Raw genomic sequence first — 18,956 nt, 5'->3', positions numbered from 1 at the left:
ACTCCCTTGTTCCGTAGGTGAATTGAGTGAGCGTCAGCCCTTGACCGCGCCGAGCATCACGCCCGAGACGAAGTAGCGCTGGACGAACGGGTACACGCAGAGGATCGGCAGCGCGGTGAGCACGATGGTGACCGCCTGGATGTTCGCCCCGACCTGGCTGAGCTGTTCCGTGCCGGCTCCGGCGTTGGAGCCTCCGGTGGCGCCCTGGATGAGGTTGCGCAGATAGACGGTGACCGGCATCAGATCGGTGCTGTCCATGTAGAGGAACGCGCTGAACCAGGAGTTCCAGAAGGACACGGAGTAGAAGAGCACCATCGTCGCGACGACCGCCTTGGACAGCGGCAGCACGATCCTGAACAGGATGCCGTAGGTGCTCAGACCGTCGATCTGCGCGGCCTCCTCCAGTTCGGTCGGCAGGCTCTCGAAGAAGGCCTTCATCACCAGGAGGTTGAAGACGCTGATCGCGTTGGGCAGCGCGATCGCCCACACACTGTTCTTCAGTCCGAGACTGGTGATCAGGACGTACTGCGGGATGAGGCCACCGGTGAAGAACATGGTGAAGACGGCGATGCCGACGAGTGCGGTGCGCCCCTTGAGCTGCTTCTTCGACAGGACGTACGCGTAACAGGTCGTCAGGGCCATGGCCACGGCGGTCGCCACGACCGTGTAGAACACCGTGTTGCCGTAGTTGCGCCAGAACATCGAGTCCTGGAACACGATCTTGTACGTGGTGAGGTTGAACCCCTTGGGCCACAAGGTGACTTCACCGGCCCGGATCTGCCGCTCCCCGCTGAAGGACCGGGCGACGATGTTGACGAAGGGGTACAGGGTCACCAGCACGACGAGGCTGAGGACCACCCCGTTGACGCCCTGGAAGACCCGGTAGGAACGGCTCGGCTTCACCACAGGCTGGTCCCCACTGTGCGGCGCGAGAGCTGGTTCGCGGACACGATCAGCACCAGGCCGATGATCGCCTCGAACAGTCCGATGGCGGCGGCGTAGCTGAAGCTGCTGGACTCCACACCGGTCCGGTAGACGTAGGTGGAGATCACGTCGGCGGTCGGATACGTCAGCGCGTTGTAGAGCAGCAGGACCTTCTCGAAGCCGACCGCGAGGAACGTGCCGATGTTGAGGATCAGCAGCGTGATCATGGTGGGGCGGATGCCGGGCAGCGTGACGTGCCAGATCTGCTGCCAGCGGTTGGCGCCGTCGATACGGGCGGCCTCGTACAGGTCCTCGTCGATGGTGGTGAGCGCGGCCAGGTAGAGGATCGTGCCCCAGCCGGCGGTCTGCCAGATCTCGGAGCCGACGTAGATCGTGCGGAACCACTCGGGTTCCTGGATGAACCGGATCGGGTCGTGGCCGAACCAGCCCAGGACGTGGTTGACCGCGCCGTCCGTGGCGAGCATCTGCATGGTGATGCCGGCGACGATCACCATCGACAGGAAGTGCGGGAGATACGACACCGACTGCACGAAGCGCTTCAGGGAACGCCGTCGCACCTCGTTCAGCAGCAGGGCCAGCACGATCGGGATGGGGAAGCAGAAGACGAGGGTGAGCCCGCCGATCCACAGGGTGTTGCGGAACACCTGCCAGAAGGTGGGATCGCTGAGGAACATCTCGACGTAGCGCAGGCCCACCCACTGCTCGCCGAAGATCGAGCCGCCGGGCTGGAAGCGCCGGAACGCGATCACGTTGCCGAGCATCGGCAGATAGCGGAAGACCAGGAAGAACAGCAGCGGCAGCAGCGCCAGCGAGTACAGCTGCCAGTCGCGGCGCAGTGCCCGTCTCCAGGGGACGCGGGCGGAGGGCGGAGGCGGTGGGTCGGGCTCCGGTGGGCCCTGGATGCCAGGCGGAGAGGCCGACTTGGTGGAGGTGCTCATGCTCGGTCCTCTCAGGAGGGGGGAGTTGAACCGAAACTTTCGAGCTCTTACCGGTAACTTCGCGGCAACCTAAAGGCACTCGGAAAGCGCTGTCAATGGGTGATGCAGCGGGCTTCTGAGACAGGCGCGCGGAGTTGAAGTCCCATGCACGCGGGGTAGAACACGGAAAACCGGCCCATTGATCTCCGCAAGTTTCCCTCTGCTGTCCGACTCCTGCGAGGTGCCCCGTGCCCGCGTTCGACCTGCCGCTGACGGAACTGGTGCACCACCGCCCGCTCCCCGAAGAGCCCGCCGACTTCGACGGGTTCTGGCACGAGACCCTCAAGGAGGCGGCTCAGCCCGAGGTGTTGGTGTCGGTCCGGCCGGTGGAGACCGGACTGCGTCTGACGCAGACCTGGGACGTCACCTTCCGGGGCTTCGCGGGCGACCCGGTGCGCGCGTGGTTCAGCAGACCGGCGGGCGTGTCCGAACCCCTGCCCACAGTGGTCGAGTTCGCCGGTTACGGCCGCGGCCGCGGCCTCCCCCACGAGCGCTTGACCTGGGTGAACGCCGGATACGCCCATCTGCTGATGGACAACCGCGGCCAGGGCGACCAGTACGGCAACGGCGGCCGGACCCCCGACCCACACGCACAGACGCCCGGCGGCCCGGGCCCGGCGGTACGCGGTCTCCTCGCCCCGCACGACTACCACTACCGGCGCCTCATCACGGACGCGGTACGCGCGGTCGCGGCCGTCCGTGAGCTGCCCGGGGTGGACGCCGGACGCGTCGCGGCGGCCGGCAACAGCCAGGGCGGCGGCCTCGCGCTGGCCGTCGCGGGGCTCGTCCCGGACCTGGCGGCGGCGCTGGTGACCGCGCCCTTCCTGTGCGGCATCCGCCGCGCCCTGGATCTCACCGACGCGAGTCCCTACGGCGAGATCACCGCGTACCTCTCCGTCCACCGCGGCTCCGAGCAGGCCGCCCACCGCACGCTCGCCTACATGGAGGGCATCTCCTTCGCCCGCCGCGCCCACGCCCCGGCCCACTTCGGGGTGGGCCTGCGCGACACGGTCTGCCCGCCGAGCGGGGCGTACGCCGCCTTCAACCGCTACGCCGAGTTGTCCGGCGCCGACCCGCGCACCGAGATCCACGCCTATCCGTACAACGGGCACGAGGGCGGGGACGCGGTGCAGGTGCGCCGGCAACTGGACTGGCTGCACCGGACGTGGGAGGGCTGACGGAGGGCTGACGTCCTACGATGCGCGGGTGGAGAAGCCAGTGACCGAAGGCCCCGAGCACCGCGTGGGCGACATTCTGCGTGTGACCTGCCCGTGGACCCCCGCGAAGGTGGCCAGGGTCGCGGGCGGTCATGCCTTCATCGTCTGGCCGTGGGCCGAGGAGGAGGGCCAGGGGTTCGTCATCGATCCGCACTCGACCGAGCCCCTCACCGTCGAGCTCGTCTCCCGCGCCGACCCGTAGGTCAACCGACGGCGAGGCTGAACACGTGCAGCCGCGCATCGTCCGGCAGCCGCAGGCTCGCAATGCGCTTCCCTTCTGGCGCGGTGAACGGCTCGGTGGCGAAGACGTACGTCGCGACCGGATCCCTTCCGCCTCCAGCGATGTTCCGGTACGCGGCCTCGGCGACGACCTCGTTGCCGTACCGGACGCTGCCGCCGCCCCCGCCCCGCGTCCAGTCGGTGAAGGAGACGTCGGTCGTGTCGGTGGTGCCGTCGGTGTAGGTGACGGTGGCCTTGGACTGCCGGTTGCCGAAGACCGCGCTGCCGATGAGGGACAACTGGCTCACTGGCTCGTCCAGTTGCAGGGTCTGCCCCGCGGCCGAGGCGTTGTCCGGCCGCCCGCTCGGCGAGTCCGGCCAGGTGAAGGCCAGAGCGCCGACCGTGCCCCGCGCACCCGGCGTCAGCCCCGCCGCGGCCAGCGCCTGACGGGAGTAGCTCCAGCCGCCGCCGTCGAAGTCGGCCTCGGTGTGGTCACCGGAGTCGTCCGAGATGCCGGTGCCGTTGTAGGCGGCGAGGAGGGTGCCGGGCGCGGCGACGGTCAGGGCCACGGGTTGGACGTAGGAGGTCACGGCGACCTTCACGTCGTAGAAGCCCTGCTCGATGTCCTTGTCGGCCGTCAGCACGATCTCCCGTGTTCCCTCGACGACCCTGCCCTCGGCGGGAGTCGCGGTGATGCCCTCGGGTGTCTCCACGCGGAAGCGCACCTCGCCCCCGCTCATCGGCAGGGCTTTGATGCCGACTTTCGTGCTGCCGCCCGGGGCGAGCGTCGCCGTGGTCGGGCCGACACCGATCTGGTACGGCTGCTCGCCCTCGCGGAAGGACGGCGGGGCGTCCTCGGAGGCGGTGCCCCAGGCCCGGTCCGGGGTGCCGGAGAGCGTGTAGTCCAGCTGGCCGCCGTCCCGGACGAAGGCGGCCGGGAGCCAAGGGCGGTTGCTCGCGTCGCCGTTGACCTTCAGGGAGTGGATGTACGGCGCGTCGGCGGCGGCGCCCTCTGCGCCGACGGAGATGTCGTTGCCGCCCGGCCGGTCGATCTCGATCCGCGGGAACAGCGGTGAGGCGAGGACGAGTTCGGCCCGCGAGGGGACCTGCGGATACATGCCGAGCGCCGAGAAGACGTACCAGGCCGACATCGCACCGAGGTCGTCGTTGCCGGGGATGCCGCCCGGCTGCGTCGACCAGAGCTGCCTCATCGCGGCGCGGACGGTCTCCTGCGTCCTGTACGGGGCGCCCGCGTAGGCGTACAGGTAGGGGACGTTGATCGACGGCTCGTTGTCCAGCTCGGACTTCTCCCCGCCACTGCCGGTCAGGGCCCAACCGCCGTCCTCGTCACGGAAGAAGCCGTCGAGCCGCGCCACCGCCTCGCCCCTGCCGCCCATCGCGGCGAAGAGCCCGGCCGGGTTGTGCTGGACCATCCAGGTGTACTGCGCCGCCGTACCCTCGACGAATCCCTTGCCCGTGCCCGGGGTGAAGCCGGTGACCCAGCTGCCGTCGGCGTGGCGGTCGGCGATGTAGCCGCCGCCGGGGTCGGCCGCCAGGTTGAAGCTGTTCTGCCACCACTGGGAACGTCCGGCGAAGTCGGCCGCCATGCTCTTCTCCCCTGCCACGGCGGCCAGTTGGGAGAGCGCGAAGTCGGCGCCGGACATCTCCAGCGTCTCGGCCGCACCGCCCCAGGCGTTGGAGACGGACGGCATGTAGTGATGCTCCAAGTATGCGTCCAGGGACGGGCGTTGGCCGACGGACAGCGCCGGCCGCCCGGCGGACGACAGGTCCTGCCCGGTCGGCACGGTCGCTGCCTTCACCAGCGAGGCGAGCGCACCGCGCACGTCGAAGTCCGTGCCGCCGAAGGCGTGGATACCGGCCAGGGCGATGGGCGACGGGTCCCCGTTCATGACATGGGTGCCGCTCGCGCCGTGCAGCCAGCGGTCCCAGATACCGCCGTTCTGCTCGGCCAGTTCGTACAAGGACTGGGCGATGTCGGAGCCGGTGTCCGGCTCCAGCAGGGTGAGCAGCTGCACCTGGTCGCGGTAGACGTCCCAGCCGGAGAAGGTGCCGTACTGGGCTCCGCGGGCGGTGGTGTGCACCTCGGCGTCGGCGCCGCGGTATCGGCCGTCGACGTCACTGATGACGTTCGGGTGGAGGAGGGAGTGGTAGAGCGCGGTGTAGAAGGTGGTGCGCTCGGCGTCCGTGCCGCCGCCGACCCGGATCGCGTCCAGCCGGTCGCGCCAGGCGCCGCGGGCGGCCTTTCGTACGTCGTCGAAAGTGCGGTACGACGGGTTCTCCGCCGCCAGATTCGCCTCGGCGCCCTCGCGACTGACGTAGGAGATGCCGACCTTGACGTTCACAGGACCGGCGCCGGGCGCGAACTCGACGTAGCCGCCCGCGCCCTTGCCCGCGACGGGCCGTCCTTCGTTCGCGAAACCGCCGGTGCCGCCGGACGCCTTCCGGGACCCGGGAGCGAGGCGGGCGTCCTCCCATGTGCCCGTCGCCTTGAAGGCGCGGTCGAAGTGAGCCGTGAAGTGGAGGGTGTAGTAGGCGCGTCGGCCTTCGGGGTCGAGGTGACCGCAGAAGTTCCCGGAGGTGACGGACCCGGAGACCGTGCGGCCGGCCGGGTCGATCTCGATCCGTGAATCGGTCGAGCCCACCTCGGAGTTGGCGGTACGGATCAGCAGCGAGGCCGGCTTGCCGTCCGGGTAGGTGAAGCGGGCCGAGCCGGTGCGGGTGGTGGCGGTCAGGTCGGCCGTGACGCCGGACGCGAGGGCGACCTCGTAGTGGCCGGGCTCGGCGGTCTCGTCGCCGTGGCTGAAATCGGCGGCGTACACCGCGTCCTTGGTGTCGCTCGCGGGCGAGGTGGTGACCTCACCGGCGTACGGGAAGAACGGGATGTCGCCGCTGCCGCCCGCGCAGCCCGTGCCGGACATGTGGGTGAGGCTGAAGCCCCGGATGCGGGTGGCGTCGTGGTGGTAGCCGCCGGGCGCTGCCGTGCGGGTGGCGTCGCCCCAAGTGTTCTCGGGACTCCAGGAGAGCATGCCGAAGGGGGTGACGGCACCGGGGAAGACGTTGCCGCCGTTCCTGGTGCCGATGAGCGGGTCGACGTACGGCGTGGGGTCGTCGACGAGTTCGGGCGGCACGGCGGGGGCGGTGGGGGTCACGCCGGCGAGCGTGAGGGCGGCGAGGATCAGGGACATCACGTGCGCCAGCCGTACCACGGGCCGGTGGGCGGGGGGTTCTGCCACGCGGAGGTACCACCCGGTCGGGGCAACTCCAACTCGCTTGACTTCGACTTCCGTTGACGCGGTAGAGTGAGGTTTAGACCACTGGACAACGTTGTCGGACGATGTACCGCCGCGGCATCGCGCACCACGGCGTCGCCACAGACCAACCGACACCCGGGCAGGGACTCCCCCCGTTCGCCTGCCCGGCCCGCGGACCCGGTGGGGATACCCACCGGGTCCGCACAGGCCACCTGGCGGCTGCGACTCGGGCACCCGAAGCGGGCCTCCGCGCCTACCCTGTCCGCGTGACTCGCACCGATCTCCTCCTTCGCGCCCTCAAAGACCCCGGCGACCCGCCGCTGCGTCCGCTGCCGGACCGGGCGGCGGAACTGCTGCGGGAACTCGACGCGCCGCCGCGCCTGGCCGCCCATCTGCGGGCGGTGCACGACGTGGCGTACGAGCTCGTCGAGTGGGTGTCGCAACGGCACCCGATGCTCCAGCTCGACCATGACGCCGTGCTGTTCGGCGCGGCCACGCACGACATCGGCAAGACGGCCCACACCGCCGAACTCTCCGGCCCGGGCTCGGCCCACGAGGACGCCGGCCGCGAGCTGCTCCTCACCCACGGCACAGCCCCCCACCTGGCCCGCTTCGCCGCCACCCACGCCACCTGGACCCTGCCGGACCGCGGCATCGAGGATCTGCTGGTGAGCCTCGCCGACAAGATCTGGAAGAACAAGCGGGTGCCGGAGCTGGAGGACCTGGTCGTCAGGGAGCTGGCCGCGGTGAGCGGGCGGACGGTGTGGGAGGAGTTCCTGGACCTCGACGACCTGCTGACGTCCGTGGGCGAGGGGGCGGACGCACGACTGGAGTTCCAGGGCACGTATCCGGTGTGAGTCGGGGTCAGCGGTCGGCCACCAACAGCCGGTAGCCCACGTCGAAGGAGTCGCGCGTCAGCAGTTCGGCATGGCGGGTGTGCCAGCGGCCGGTGGCCAGGTCGTCCGCGAGGCGGGCCAGGCCCGGCGCGATGGCGTCCTCGCCGGGCTGGGACAGCAGGGAGACGCCCGCGCGCACCTGGGCGTCGAGGTAGGCGTGGGGGCGGCGCCAGTACGCGGCGGCGAAGCCGTCCGTGCAGTCGTGGGGGACGGGGACCGGCTCCTCACGGGCCCCGCCGAGGAGTTCGGCCAGCCGATCGGTCGGGATGGCACGGGTGTCGTCGAACGCGGCCGCCTCCGGCAAGTACTCCCTCACCAGCCAGAACCGCTCGCGGAACACACGCTGGTCCCAGGTCAGCACGACGACGCGGCGGCGGGCGACCCGGCGCAGCTCCGCGATTCCGGCCGCCGGGTCGGTCCAGTGGTGGAGCGTGAGCAGTGCCATGACCGCGTCGGCGGCGTCGTCCCGCACGGGCAGGTGCTCGGCGACGGCCTGCACGGCGGGCGCGGATCCCGGTGGGCGCTGGGCGAGCATGACCTTGCTGGGCTCGACCGCGAGCGCGGTCCGCGCCGGTTCGTACGAGCCGGTGCCCGCTCCCACGTTGATCACGTCCGTGACGTTCCCGAGGGCGGCGTGGATCCGCGCGGCGATACGCGGATCGGGCCGCCGGGTACGGGCGTAGGTCGTGCCGAGCGTGTCGTAGGTCGCCATGCCGGCCATCATTCCCGCGATTCCCCGCGATTCCCCGTGCGCGATCGCCGCGATTCCTCACGAGGAATGGCCCGCGGCCCGCTCTCCCCGTTACAACAGGCCCGTGGACTTCCCCAGTGCGCTTCGTGAACGCCGTACCCATCGCCATCTGAGCCAGCTCGATCTGGCACTGCGGGCGGGCACCACCCAGCGGCATCTCAGCTTCATCGAGTCCGGCCGGTCCGTGCCCGGGCGGAAGATGGTCGTACGCCTGGCCGAGTCGCTGGAACTGCCGCTCAGGGAGCGCAACGAGTTGCTCCTGGCCGCCGGTTACGCGCCCGTGTACCCGGAGAGCTCCCTCGACGACCCGGTGCTCGCGCCCGCGCGTACGGCGATCGAGCACATCCTGCGCGGGCATCTGCCGTATCCGGCGCTGGTCGTGGACGGCAGCGGTGGGCTGATCGCCGCGAACAGCGCGTTCGACGTGATCACCGAGGGGGCGGCCGCCGAACTGGTGGGTCCGGGGCGCAACATGTACCGCCTCGCGCTGCATCCCGACGGCGTGGCGCCCCGCATCCTCAACCTCGCGGAGTGGGCCCGCCACATCCTCGTACGCCTCGACCACCAGCCTGAGCTGCGGGCCGAGCTGGCCGCATACGTCCCCGAACTGGAGGCGTCCGCAGGGCTGTTGGGGTTCGCGGTGCCGCTGCGTCTGCGGTCCTCGTACGGTGAGCTGAGCCTGATGACGACGGTGACCACCTTCGCCACCGCCGTCGATGTGACACTGGCGGAGCTGAAGCTGGAGGCGTTCCTGCCGGCCGACCCGGCGACGGCGGATGCGCTCGCTGCGGCTGCGGCTGCGGCTGCGGCTGCGGCTGCGGCTGCGGCTGCGGCTGCGGGTCAGGCTCCGGGGAACATGTAGTCGGCCTTGATCCGGCCGTCGTCGTCGAGTACGAGGACCTCCAGGCCCCCGCCCAGCACGTCGCCGGTCTCGGCGGACACCGCCTCCCAGCCGAACTTGACCAGTCCGTGCAGACGTACCGCGTCGGCGCGGGACCGGAAGGTGTACCCCTTCTGCTCGACGAACTCCTCGTAGCTGCGCGTCACCCGGGTCTCGATGGCGTCGTACCCCTGGGCTTCCAGGGTGGTGCGGTCGAAGCCGAGACCCGCCGCGATCTCCCGTATCTCCACGGGTGGTTGAAGGATGTGCGTACCGTCCGCGGCCCACAGCCGCTCGATGGCCGCGCGGCGTTCGGCGGCGTCCGCGACGTTCCACTGGGCGATGTAGGCGCGGGCCAGGTCCTGCGGGTCGATCTCGGTCATGTATGTCTCCTTGCCGGCAGTCGCGCAGGTCGCGCGGGTCGCTTCGACCAGATCCTGCGGTGTGCCGCGGAGACCGACAATTCCCCCCAGGGAATGGGGCGGTGCGCGGACCCGGCGGGCAGCGGCTCACGCCCACCGGGTCCGCTTCGACTCAACCCACTCGACAGGGGAGGGTCGTTGCCGTGTCTCCGCCGCCGCCTTCGACGACGTAGCCGAACGAGGCGCTCGCGCCCGGAGCGAGGGATCCGTTCCAGTTGGCGTTGTGGACCATCACGTCCTGGCCGCTGTACGTCGCGTTGCCGTTCCAGAGGCTGTTCACCTTCTGGCCGCCCGGCAGCGTCCAGTCGACCATCCAGCCCAGCATCGGGACGTCGCCGGAGTTGGTGACGGTCACCTCGGACTGGTAGCCGCCGCTCCAACTGCCGGTGGTCTTCCGGGTCGCGGTGCAGGTGCCCGGCACCGGCTCGCTCGGGTTGCCCGGCTCGTGGATGCCGGTGACCTCGCCGTTGCCGCCGTCGAAGACGACGTCGGAGCAGGAGTAGAAGGTCTCCGCGCTGTCCGAGCGCTGCCAGACCATGTAGATGATGTGGCGGCCCGATTTGTTCGCCGGGAGCTGCCCGGACCATGAGTAGTTGGCCTCGACCGTGCCCGGGCTGCCGTTCAGCGGCGGGTGGTCGACGGAGAGGAAGGGCCGGTCCTCCATGTCGTCCCAGGTGAGGGTCTGGGTCGCGTCGAAGCCGTCCTTGGTGACGTAGACGTAGAACCAACCCGGGTGCGCGGCCCAGGCGTTGTAGGAGAAGTCGACGGTCGCGCCCGAGGTGAGATGGGTCAACGGCCAGTCGTTACGGGCGGCGTTGAAGCCGGTGAAGTTGGTGTTGCCGCCGCTGCACAGTTCGCCGTCCGGCACGAAGCCGCGGGTGCGCCCCGCGCCGTCCGAGCGCAGTACGGAGAACCAGTTGTAGAACGGCGTGGTGCCGCTGACCGCCTGTGCGTTCTTGCAGGCCGGGTTGATCGGTTTGATCTCGCCTGTGTCGGTCAGTCCGTCCTGCCAGCACAGGAAGGTGCGGCTGGCGGGCTTCATCGGGGTGCCGTGGGCCTCCGCCTCACCGCCGGTCGACATCACCAGCGTGACGGCCGGGATCGTGGCGAGCAGGGAGACCAGGACGAGGAAGAGGGCTCTGGCGCGGGTGGGCAGGGCTAATCGGCGACCTGGAGACGCCGCTGACTTTGTCATGATCATGCCAGTCCAGTCCGTTCCTTGAGGTACGGGCCGTGCGGATGCGTGTGTGCGGATGAGCGGGGTGGGGGGATTCCCTGGGGCAGGTTCCGGTCCGCCATGTGGGAGCGCTCCCACCCCGCCTGTTGCGGAAGCTAGCGCGAACGGGGGCGGCTGTAAACGGGTGGCGCGCGAGAGGCCGCCGTCAAGGGCCGGAGAAGACCTGGATGTTCATGCGGTTACCGGCTGGATGTCTTCGAGACTGAAGGGACCGGCCCCGACGGGGGCTCCGGGTCAACCGGATTGCCTCACCATCGGCTCAAGTACTCGCGCCTCTTGGCGAGTTGGCGTCGCACAACGTGCCGCTCGCGCTGTCGGCGAGCGGGAGTTCCAGGGTGAATTCCGTGCGGCGGGGCTCGCTCCGCACCTCAATGTGTCCGCCGTGCGCCGCCGTGATCGCGGCGACGATGGCGAGGCCGAGCCCGGATCCGCCCTCCAGGCCTCCGGCGCGGGTGCGGGAGACGTCGGCGCGGGTGAAGCGTTCGAAGACCGTCGGGAGGAGGGCGGGCGGGATGCCGGGGCCGTCGTCACGGATGCGTACGACGCAGGTGGCGCCCCGTGTCTCCACCGTGGCCACGACGCTGGTTCCCGCGGGAGTGTGCAGACGCGCGTTGGCCAGCAGATTGGCGATCACCTGGTGGAGGCGGGACTCGTCGCCGACGACCAGTGCCGGTGCGTCGAGGCACAGTTCCAGCTGCCAGTCGTGGTCGCCGCCCGCGGCCCGCGCGTCCCAGACCGCCTCGGCGACCAGGGCGGCCATATCGACCTCGTCCGACTGCAGGGGGCGGCCCTCGTCCAGCCGGGCCAGGAGGAGCAGGTCCTCCACGAGGCCCGTCATCCGCGCCGACTCGGCGGAGACCCGGCGCCAGGCCAGTACCGGTTCGATCCGGTCCGTGCCGCGGTTCATCAGTTCCGCGTAGCCCGCGATGGAGGCGAGCGGCGTACGCAGCTCATGGCTGGCGTCGGAGAGGAAGCGGCGCATGCGTTCCTCGGTGCGCTGGCGTTCAGACAGTGAGGACTCCACGTGGTCGATCATCCGGTTCAGCGCGGCACCCACCTGGCCCGCCTCGCTGCCGGGGTCGGTGTCCCCGGCCGGGACCCTGATGAGGGCGGTGACCTCGCCGCGGTCCAGGGGTGCGCGGGAGACCTCGACCGCGGTGGCGGCGACCCTGCCGAGGGGGCGCAGCTGGCGGCGGATCACCACGGCGCAGACGCAGCCCGCCACGGCGAGGCCCGCCGCCGCCACGACCACCTCGACCGCGACCAGGCCGTTGATCATCTGCTGGACGTCGCCCATGGGGAGGCCGACGAGGACCCGCACCCCGTCTCTGTCGACCGCGGTGATCCGGTAGGTCCCGAGGCCCGACACCGTGACGGTGTGCGTCGAGCCGTCCGTCGCGATGCCGTCGAGGGCGGTGCGCTGGCTGTCGGTCAGGGCCGTCGGCCTGGCGTCCTGGCCGACCACCTCGGCGGTGAGGAGGCCGCCTTCGTCGTCGAGGCGGGCGGCGAGCATGCCGGCCGGGTGGCCGCTCTCCATGAGGAAGGCGAGGCTGCTCTCCTGTTCGGGGTGAAGCCGGGCGCCGCCGAGGCTGCGCTGGGCGGCGTTGTCGACGCGGTCGTCCAAGTTGCCCAGCAGATAGGTGCGTTGGACGAAGACCGTGGTCAGCGCCATCGCCGCGCAGACGACGGCCAGGGTGACGCCGATGAAGACGAGCAGGCGGGTGCGCAGGGAGCGCAGGCGTCGGCGGGCGGTCATCTGCCGTCCTCCACCGGGCGGATGGCGTAGCCGAGGCCGCGCACGGTGTGGATCATCGGCGCCCGGCCCTTGTCTATCTTCCTGCGGAGGTTGGAGATGTAGACCTCGACGAGGTTGCCGCCGCCGTCGAAGCCGGTGCTCCAGACGTGGTCGAGGATCTGTGCCTTGCTGAGCACCTGGCGCGGGTGGCCCAGCATCAGGGTGAGCAGGTCGAACTCCTTGGCGGTGAGCCGGACCGGCGTCCCGGCGCGGTGCACCTCGCGGGTCTCCTCGGTCAGCACGAGGTCGCCGAGGACGCGTACGGACTCGTCGGCGCGGGCGTGTTCGGCCCCGGCCCGGCGCAGCAGTCCGCGCAGCCGCAGCACGACCTCCTCCAGGGAGAAGGGCTTGGTGACGTAGTCGTCGGCGCCCGCCTCCAGGCCGTCGAGCCGGTGTTCCAGGGCATCGCGGGCGGTGAGCATGAGGACGGGCAGCTTCGGGTTCTCGTAGCGCAGCCGGCGCAGCACCTGGAGGCCGTCCAGGTCGGGCAGCATCCCGTCGAGGACGACGACGTGCGGGGCGCAGCCGCGCGCGGTCCTCAGCGCGCTCTGTCCGTCCAGCGCCGGATAGGCGCTCCAGCCCGCCTCCTCGACGGCCACGGAGAGCACGTCGGTGAGCGCGGGCTCGTCGTCGACGATGAGCACGCGGACGCGGCCGTTTCGGTACCCAGCGCTGCCAGTCATGTCCCGATTCTGTCCCTGTGGGCTGGGGGAATCCTGTGTTCCGCCTGAGGGTGGGTGATGATCCGGGCGTCCGTGCGCGAGTACGGCGAAGGGCCGCACCCCCGTCACCGGGGATGCGGCCCTCGACGGCCTTCGGCCGGCCTGCCGGTCCGCTTACTTGCGGATCAGCGAGCGCAGCACGTACTGCATGATGCCGCCGTTGCGGTAGTAGTCGGCCTCACCGGGGGTGTCGATGCGGACGACCGCGTCGAACTCGACGCCCGTGTCGGTGGTGACCTTGACCGTGCGCGGCGTGGTGCCGTTGTTGAGCTCCTCGACGCCGGTGAAGGAGAAGGTCTCCTCGCCGGTCAGGCCGAGGGTCTCGGCGTTCTGGCCCTCCGGGTACTGGAGCGGCAGGACGCCCATGCCGATGAGGTTCGAGCGGTGGATGCGCTCGTACGACTCGGTGATGACGGCCTTGACGCCGAGGAGCGCGGTGCCCTTGGCGGCCCAGTCGCGGGACGAGCCGGAGCCGTACTCCTTGCCGCCCAGGATGACCAGCGGGGTGCCCTGCTCGATGTAGTTGCGCGAGGCGTCGTAGATGAACGACACCGGACCGTCGGCCTGGGTGAAGTCGCGGGTGTAGCCGCCCTCGGTGCCCGGCGCGAGCTGGTTGCGCAGGCGGATGTTGGCGAACGTGCCGCGGATCATGACCTCGTGGTTGCCTCGGCGGGAGCCGTAGGAGTTGAAGTCACGACGCTCCACACCGTGCTCGGTGAGGTACTTGCCGGCCGGGGTGTCGGCCTTGATGGCGCCGGCGGGCGAGATGTGGTCGGTGGTGACCGAGTCGCCGAGCTTGGCCAGGACACGGGCGCCGGTGATGTCGGAGACCGGGGTGGTCTCCATCGTCATGCCCTCGAAGTACGGGGGCTTGCGGACGTAGGTCGACTGCGGGTCCCACTCGAAGGTGTTGCCGGTCGGGATCGACAGCGCCTGCCACTGGGCGTCGCCCGCGAAGACGTCCTGGTAGGACTTGTTGAACATGTCCTCGCCGATGGCGTTGGCCACGACGTCGTTGACCTCGGCCTCGGTCGGCCAGATGTCGGTCAGGAAGACCGGCTTGCCGTCCTGGTCGACACCGAGGGCGTCCTTGGTGATGTCCACCTTCATGGAACCCGCGAGGGCGTACGCGACGACCAGCGGCGGGGAGGCCAGGTAGTTCATCTTGACGTCGGGGTTGATACGGCCCTCGAAGTTCCGGTTGCCGGAGAGGACCGAGGTGACCGCGAGGTCGTGGTCGTTGACGGCCTTGGAGACCTCCTCCGGCAGCGGGCCGGAGTTGCCGATGCAGGTGGTGCAGCCGTAGCCGACGAGGTTGAAGCCGACCTTGTCGAGGTACGGCGTCAGACCGGCCTTGTCGAAGTAGTCGGTGACGACCTTCGAGCCCGGGGCGAGGGTGGTCTTGACCCACGGCTTGCGGGTCAGGCCCTTCTCCACTGCCTTCTTCGCGACGAGCGCGGCGGCGACCATGACGTACGGGTTCGAGGTGTTGGTGCAGGAGGTGATGGCCGCGACCGTCACCGCACCGTGGTCGATCTCGTAGGTCGAGCCGTCGGGGGCGGTCACGGTGACCGGGTTGGACGGGACGCCGTTGGAGACGGCCGGGGCGTCGGAGGCCGGGAAGGACTCCTTGCCCGCCTCGGAGTCGTCCAAGACGTAGTTGCGCACGTCCTGGGCGAACTGCTGGGAGGCGTTCGCGAGGACGATACGGTCCTGCGGACGCTTCGGGCCGGCGATGGAGGGGACGACCGTCGACAGGTCGAGCTCCAGCTTCTCGGAGAAGTCCGGCTCGGCCTTCGGGTCCAGCCAGAGGCCCTGCTCCTTGGCGTACGCCTCGACGAGCGCGAGCTGCTGGGCGTCACGGCCGGTCAGCTTCAGGTACTTGATGGTCTCGCCGTCGATCGGGAAGATCGCGGCGGTGGAGCCGAACTCCGGCGACATGTTGCCGATGGTGGCGCGGTTCGCGAGGGAGGTGGCGGCGACGCCCTCACCGTAGAACTCGACGAACTTGCCGACGACACCGTGCTTGCGGAGCATCTCGGTGATGGTGAGCACGAGGTCGGTGGCGGTGGTGCCGGGGGTGAGCTCACCGGTCAGCTTGAAGCCGACGACGCGCGGGATGAGCATGGAGACCGGCTGGCCGAGCATCGCGGCCTCGGCCTCGATGCCGCCGACGCCCCAGCCCAGCACACCGAGGCCGTTGACCATGGTGGTGTGCGAGTCGGTGCCGACGAGGGTGTCGGGGTAGGCCTGGCCGCCCCGGACCATGACCGTGCGCGCCAGGTGCTCGATGTTGACCTGGTGGACGATGCCGGTGCCCGGGGGGACGACCTTGAAGTCGTCGAAGGCGGTCTGGCCCCAGCGCAGGAACTGGTAGCGCTCCTTGTTGCGGCCGTACTCCAGGTCGACGTTCTGCTTGAAGGCGTCGTTGGTGCCGAACTTGTCGGCGATGACGGAGTGGTCGATGACCATCTCGGCCGGGGAGAGCGGGTTGACCTTCGCCGGGTCGCCGCCGAGCGCCTTGACGGCCTCACGCATGGTGGCGAGGTCCACGACACAGGGCACGCCGGTGAAGTCCTGCATGATCACGCGGGCGGGCGTGAACTGGATCTCCTGCGACGGCTGGGCCTGGGAGTCCCAGTTGCCGAGGGCGCGGATGTGGTCGGCGGTGATGTTCGCGCCGTCCTCGGTACGGAGCAGGTTCTCGAGCAGAACCTTGAGGCTGTACGGAAGGCGAGCCGAGCCTTCCACCTGGTCCAGCCGGAAGATCTCGTACGACTCGTCGCCCACGCTCAGCGTGGCACGGGCGTCGAAGCTGTTCGCCGACACGACAGTCTCCTTCATTGATGTGCGCGTACTCACCACGATCCTGCCGCCACGGCATCTTGGCCGATCCGCTAAGGTAAGGCTAAGTTAGGTAATCCTTACCACCGAAGGGACGATGCGGGCGGCTGCGGTGCGCCTGGGCAGATATCTCGATGTCGAGATAACTCTAGTACACGGGCGCGGGATGGTCATGCCCCGCCTCCGTTTGTGATGTCCCCCACGGCTAGGCTCACTCGGTGATTATCCGGCCGAACCCGACGTTCGGCGCGGCGTGAACCGAGCCGATCGCGCCGTCGCGGACCTGCCCGGGATCCTGACCGCCCTGCGGCCCGCGCTGCACGCGTACGCCGTACGGGCCCGGCAACGGGACGGCCTGCCGGTCCCGCTCGACAGCGCGCCCGAACCCCGCCCCACCGGCCTCCACCTCCACCGGGTCGCCCGGGACGGCATCCCCTACCTCGGGATCGAGCTCACCTGCTCATGGGACGAGGCGCGGCGGCTCGGGGCGCTCATGCACGGGCGGCGGGTGGTCGCCCTCGGCGAGGTCGCCGTCGCCTCCGCCCGGCGCGTCGCCGAACAGGACGCCGCAAGCCCGCGCACCGGGCTGGACGAAGCGCTGTTCGGCCACTGGGACTCCTCCCCCTTCGCGTACGGCGTGATGGAGACGTCCGAGTTCGAGCTGCGCGCCGACGGGACGGGGTGGAGCCTGCTCGCCCATCCCGCCGGGGAGTACGTCACCCGGCTCACCTGGCGGTGCCCGGACGCGGGGGTGCTGGAGTTGCGGAACGAGGACGGTCTCGTGTCACAGCACCGGTACCTCGTCACCACCGCACCGGTGACGTCGGTCACCTTCGAAGAGCCCGTCGAGTTCGGCCATCAGTACGCCAAGTCGGGGTAACCGACAGGTACGTTCCGCGACTCAGACGGGAGCCACAGATGCCCCTCACGTTCCGCAAGAGTTTCCGGATCCTTCCCGGCGTACGCCTGAACATCAACCGGCGCTCCTGGTCCATCACCACCGGCGGCGGCAGGCACGGGCCGAAGCACACCCGCAGCAGCACAGGACGTCGTACGACATCGGTGGATTTGCCCGGACCTTTCGGATGGCGCCGCACCCGTAACGCCAGGCGGCATTGACGCACCATCAGATCCCTCACCCGTACGGCTCCCCTCGGAATGCGCCATCTCATATCTGAGATAGCCTCATCCCCATGGCAGACGATTACCTCGTACGCATCGGCAAGCTCATCCGTGACGCCCGGCAACACCGGGGCTGGACACAGTCGCAGCTGGCAGAAGCTCTCGGTACCAGTCAGAGCGCTGTGAACCGCATCGAGCGTGGCAACCAGAACATCAGCCTTGAGATGATCGCTCGAATCGGTGAGGCCCTGGAGAGCGAGATCGTCTCCCTGGGCTACGCGGGCCCGATGCATCTGCGGGTCGTCGGCGGCCGCCGGCTCTCCGGCGCCATCGACGTCAAGACGAGCAAGAACGCGTGCGTGGCACTGCTGTGCGCCTCGCTGCTCAACAAGGGGCGCACGGTGCTGCGTCGCGTCGCCCGTATCGAGGAGGTCTACCGCCTTCTGGAGGTGCTCAACTCCATCGGGGTGCGCACCCGCTGGATCAACGAGGGCGTCGACCTGGAGATCGTGCCGCCGGCCGAGCTGGACATGGGCGCCATCGACGCGGACGCGGCCCGCCGCACCCGCTCGATCATCATGTTCCTCGGTCCGCTGCTGCACCGCATGGACAACTTCAAACTGCCGTACGCCGGTGGCTGCGACCTCGGTACGAGGACCATCGAGCCGCACATGATCGCGCTGCGCCGGTTCGGGCTGGACATCGCCGCCACCGAGGGCCTGTACCACGCGCAGGTGGACCACTCGATCTCCCCCGACCGCCCGATCGTGCTGACCGAGCGCGGCGACACCGTGACCGAGAACGCGCTGCTGGCCGCTGCCCGCCACGACGGCGTCACCGTCATCCGCAACGCGTCCTCCAACTACATGGTCCAGGACCTCTGTTTCTTCCTGGAGGCGCTCGGCGTCAAGGTCGAGGGCATCGGCACCACCACGCTCACCGTGCACGGCATGCCGACCATCGACGTCGACGTGGACTACTCCCCCTCCGAGGACCCGGTCGAGGCGATGAGCCTGCTGGCCGCGGCGGTGGTGACGGAGTCGGAGCTGACGGTGCGCCGGGTGCCGATCGAGTTCCTGGAGATCGAGCTGGCGGTCCTGGAGGAGATGGGCCTCGACCACGACCGTACGCCCGAGTACGTCGCGGACAACGGCCGTACGCGCCTGGTGGACCTCACCGTCCGCCCCTCCAAGCTGGAGGCGCCGATCGACAAGATCCACCCCATGCCGTTCCCGGGTCTGAACATCGACAACGTCCCGTTCTTCGCGGCCATCGCGGCCTCCGCGCAGGGCAAGACGCTGATCCACGACTGGGTCTACGACAACCGCGCGATCTATCTGACCGACCTCAACCGCCTCGGCGGCCGCCTCCAGTTGCTGGACCCGCACCGCGTCCTGGTCGAGGGCCCGACCCGCTGGCGCGCCGCCGAGATGATGTGCCCGCCGGCCCTGCGACCCGCCGTGGTCGTGCTGCTGGCGATGATGGCGGCGGAGGGCACGTCCGTGCTGCGCAACGTGTACGTCATCAACCGTGGTTACGAGGACCTCGCCGAGCGCCTCAACTCGGTCGGCGCGCAGATCGAGATCTTCCGCGACATCTGAGCCCGACGGCACCACGGAACGGCCCCGTACGCGGGGCCGTTCTCGCGTACGGGCCT

General features: G+C 69.8%; 16 protein-coding genes. 7 read left to right on the top strand and 9 right to left on the bottom strand.

The window, feature by feature from the left end; genetic code table 11:
• Nucleotides 1–33: 33 nt before the first annotated feature.
• Both OHU89_RS36850 and OHU89_RS36845 read right to left on the bottom strand, forming a co-directional pair.
• Nucleotides 34–906: a carbohydrate ABC transporter permease gene (locus tag OHU89_RS36850; RefSeq protein ID WP_405649276.1), complete on the bottom strand. Its 873-nt coding sequence runs from the start codon at nucleotides 904–906 to the stop codon at nucleotides 34–36.
• Nucleotides 900–1,883, bottom strand: a complete 984-nt coding sequence (locus OHU89_RS36845; protein WP_405649275.1) for an ABC transporter permease — start codon at nucleotides 1,881–1,883, stop codon at nucleotides 900–902. The genes OHU89_RS36850 and OHU89_RS36845 overlap by 7 nt, the downstream gene beginning before the upstream one ends.
• A gap of 227 nt (nucleotides 1,884–2,110) precedes the next feature.
• Between OHU89_RS36845 and OHU89_RS36840 the strand changes: the two genes are divergently transcribed.
• Both OHU89_RS36840 and OHU89_RS36835 read left to right on the top strand, forming a co-directional pair.
• The gene (locus OHU89_RS36840) at nucleotides 2,111–3,100 is read left to right on the top strand and encodes an acetylxylan esterase (RefSeq protein ID WP_405649274.1); all 990 of its coding nucleotides are present in this window, start codon (nucleotides 2,111–2,113) and stop codon (nucleotides 3,098–3,100) included.
• Nucleotides 3,101–3,128: 28 nt separating this feature from the next.
• Nucleotides 3,129–3,341 (top strand): hypothetical protein, encoded by a 213-nt coding sequence (locus OHU89_RS36835; RefSeq protein WP_405649273.1) that lies wholly within the window; start codon nucleotides 3,129–3,131, stop codon nucleotides 3,339–3,341.
• Between the two features lies 1 nt (nucleotide 3,342).
• On the opposite strand, the gene OHU89_RS36830 is transcribed toward OHU89_RS36835, so the two are convergent.
• Entirely contained in the window at nucleotides 3,343–6,564 is a 3,222-nt protein-coding gene (locus tag OHU89_RS36830) for a GH92 family glycosyl hydrolase (protein WP_405654807.1), read from the bottom strand.
• A 332-nt stretch (nucleotides 6,565–6,896) separates the two neighbouring features.
• Between OHU89_RS36830 and OHU89_RS36825 the strand changes: the two genes are divergently transcribed.
• The gene (locus OHU89_RS36825; RefSeq protein ID WP_405649272.1) at nucleotides 6,897–7,487 is read left to right on the top strand and encodes an HD domain-containing protein; all 591 of its coding nucleotides are present in this window, start codon (nucleotides 6,897–6,899) and stop codon (nucleotides 7,485–7,487) included.
• Nucleotides 7,488–7,494: 7 nt separating this feature from the next.
• Here the strand turns inward: OHU89_RS36825 and OHU89_RS36820 are convergent, their stop codons facing one another.
• Nucleotides 7,495–8,238, bottom strand: a complete 744-nt coding sequence (locus tag OHU89_RS36820; RefSeq protein WP_405649271.1) for a methyltransferase domain-containing protein — start codon at nucleotides 8,236–8,238, stop codon at nucleotides 7,495–7,497.
• 103 nt (nucleotides 8,239–8,341) lie between these two features.
• Between OHU89_RS36820 and OHU89_RS36815 the strand changes: the two genes are divergently transcribed.
• Nucleotides 8,342–9,139: a helix-turn-helix domain-containing protein gene (locus tag OHU89_RS36815; RefSeq protein WP_405649270.1), complete on the top strand. Its 798-nt coding sequence runs from the start codon at nucleotides 8,342–8,344 to the stop codon at nucleotides 9,137–9,139.
• Here the strand turns inward: OHU89_RS36815 and OHU89_RS36810 are convergent.
• The 5 genes from OHU89_RS36810 to acnA all read right to left on the bottom strand — a co-directional run bounded on the left by OHU89_RS36810 (nucleotide 9,118) and on the right by acnA (nucleotide 16,162).
• On the bottom strand, nucleotides 9,118–9,540 hold the full coding sequence (locus tag OHU89_RS36810) for a hypothetical protein (protein WP_405649269.1): 423 nt from the start codon (nucleotides 9,538–9,540) through the stop codon (nucleotides 9,118–9,120). The genes OHU89_RS36815 and OHU89_RS36810 overlap by 22 nt on opposite strands.
• A gap of 151 nt (nucleotides 9,541–9,691) precedes the next feature.
• Nucleotides 9,692–10,774, bottom strand: a complete 1,083-nt coding sequence (locus tag OHU89_RS36805; protein ID WP_405649268.1) for a lytic polysaccharide monooxygenase — start codon at nucleotides 10,772–10,774, stop codon at nucleotides 9,692–9,694.
• Between the two features lie 301 nt (nucleotides 10,775–11,075).
• Complete coding sequence (locus tag OHU89_RS36800; protein ID WP_405649267.1) at nucleotides 11,076–12,572, bottom strand: sensor histidine kinase; 1,497 nt, start codon at nucleotides 12,570–12,572, stop codon at nucleotides 11,076–11,078.
• A complete protein-coding gene (locus OHU89_RS36795) occupies nucleotides 12,569–13,294 on the bottom strand; it encodes a response regulator transcription factor (RefSeq protein WP_405649266.1) in 726 nt (241 codons plus the stop codon). The genes OHU89_RS36800 and OHU89_RS36795 overlap by 4 nt, the downstream gene beginning before the upstream one ends.
• A 153-nt stretch (nucleotides 13,295–13,447) precedes the next feature.
• Nucleotides 13,448–16,162, bottom strand: coding sequence for an aconitate hydratase AcnA (acnA, locus tag OHU89_RS36790; protein ID WP_405649265.1), 2,715 nt, complete (start codon nucleotides 16,160–16,162; stop codon nucleotides 13,448–13,450).
• Nucleotides 16,163–16,430: 268 nt separating this feature from the next.
• Here acnA and OHU89_RS36785 point away from each other — a divergent pair, with 268 nt between their 5' ends.
• The 3 genes from OHU89_RS36785 (at nucleotide 16,431) to OHU89_RS36775 (ending at nucleotide 18,900) form a co-directional block, all read left to right on the top strand.
• Nucleotides 16,431–17,057 (top strand): hypothetical protein, encoded by a 627-nt coding sequence (locus tag OHU89_RS36785; protein WP_405649263.1) that lies wholly within the window; start codon nucleotides 16,431–16,433, stop codon nucleotides 17,055–17,057.
• 38 nt (nucleotides 17,058–17,095) lie between these two features.
• A complete protein-coding gene (locus OHU89_RS36780) occupies nucleotides 17,096–17,296 on the top strand; it encodes a DUF4236 domain-containing protein (RefSeq protein WP_405649262.1) in 201 nt (66 codons plus the stop codon).
• 74 nt (nucleotides 17,297–17,370) lie between these two features.
• Nucleotides 17,371–18,900, top strand: a complete 1,530-nt coding sequence (locus OHU89_RS36775) for a UDP-N-acetylglucosamine 1-carboxyvinyltransferase (protein ID WP_266886956.1) — start codon at nucleotides 17,371–17,373, stop codon at nucleotides 18,898–18,900.
• The last annotated feature ends 56 nt before the right edge of the window (nucleotides 18,901–18,956 follow it).

The organism is Streptomyces sp. NBC_00019 (assembly GCF_045041015.1).
Taxonomy (GTDB): Bacteria; Actinomycetota; Actinomycetes; order Streptomycetales; family Streptomycetaceae; genus Streptomyces.
This window is presented reverse-complemented; position numbering and strand designations above follow the sequence as displayed.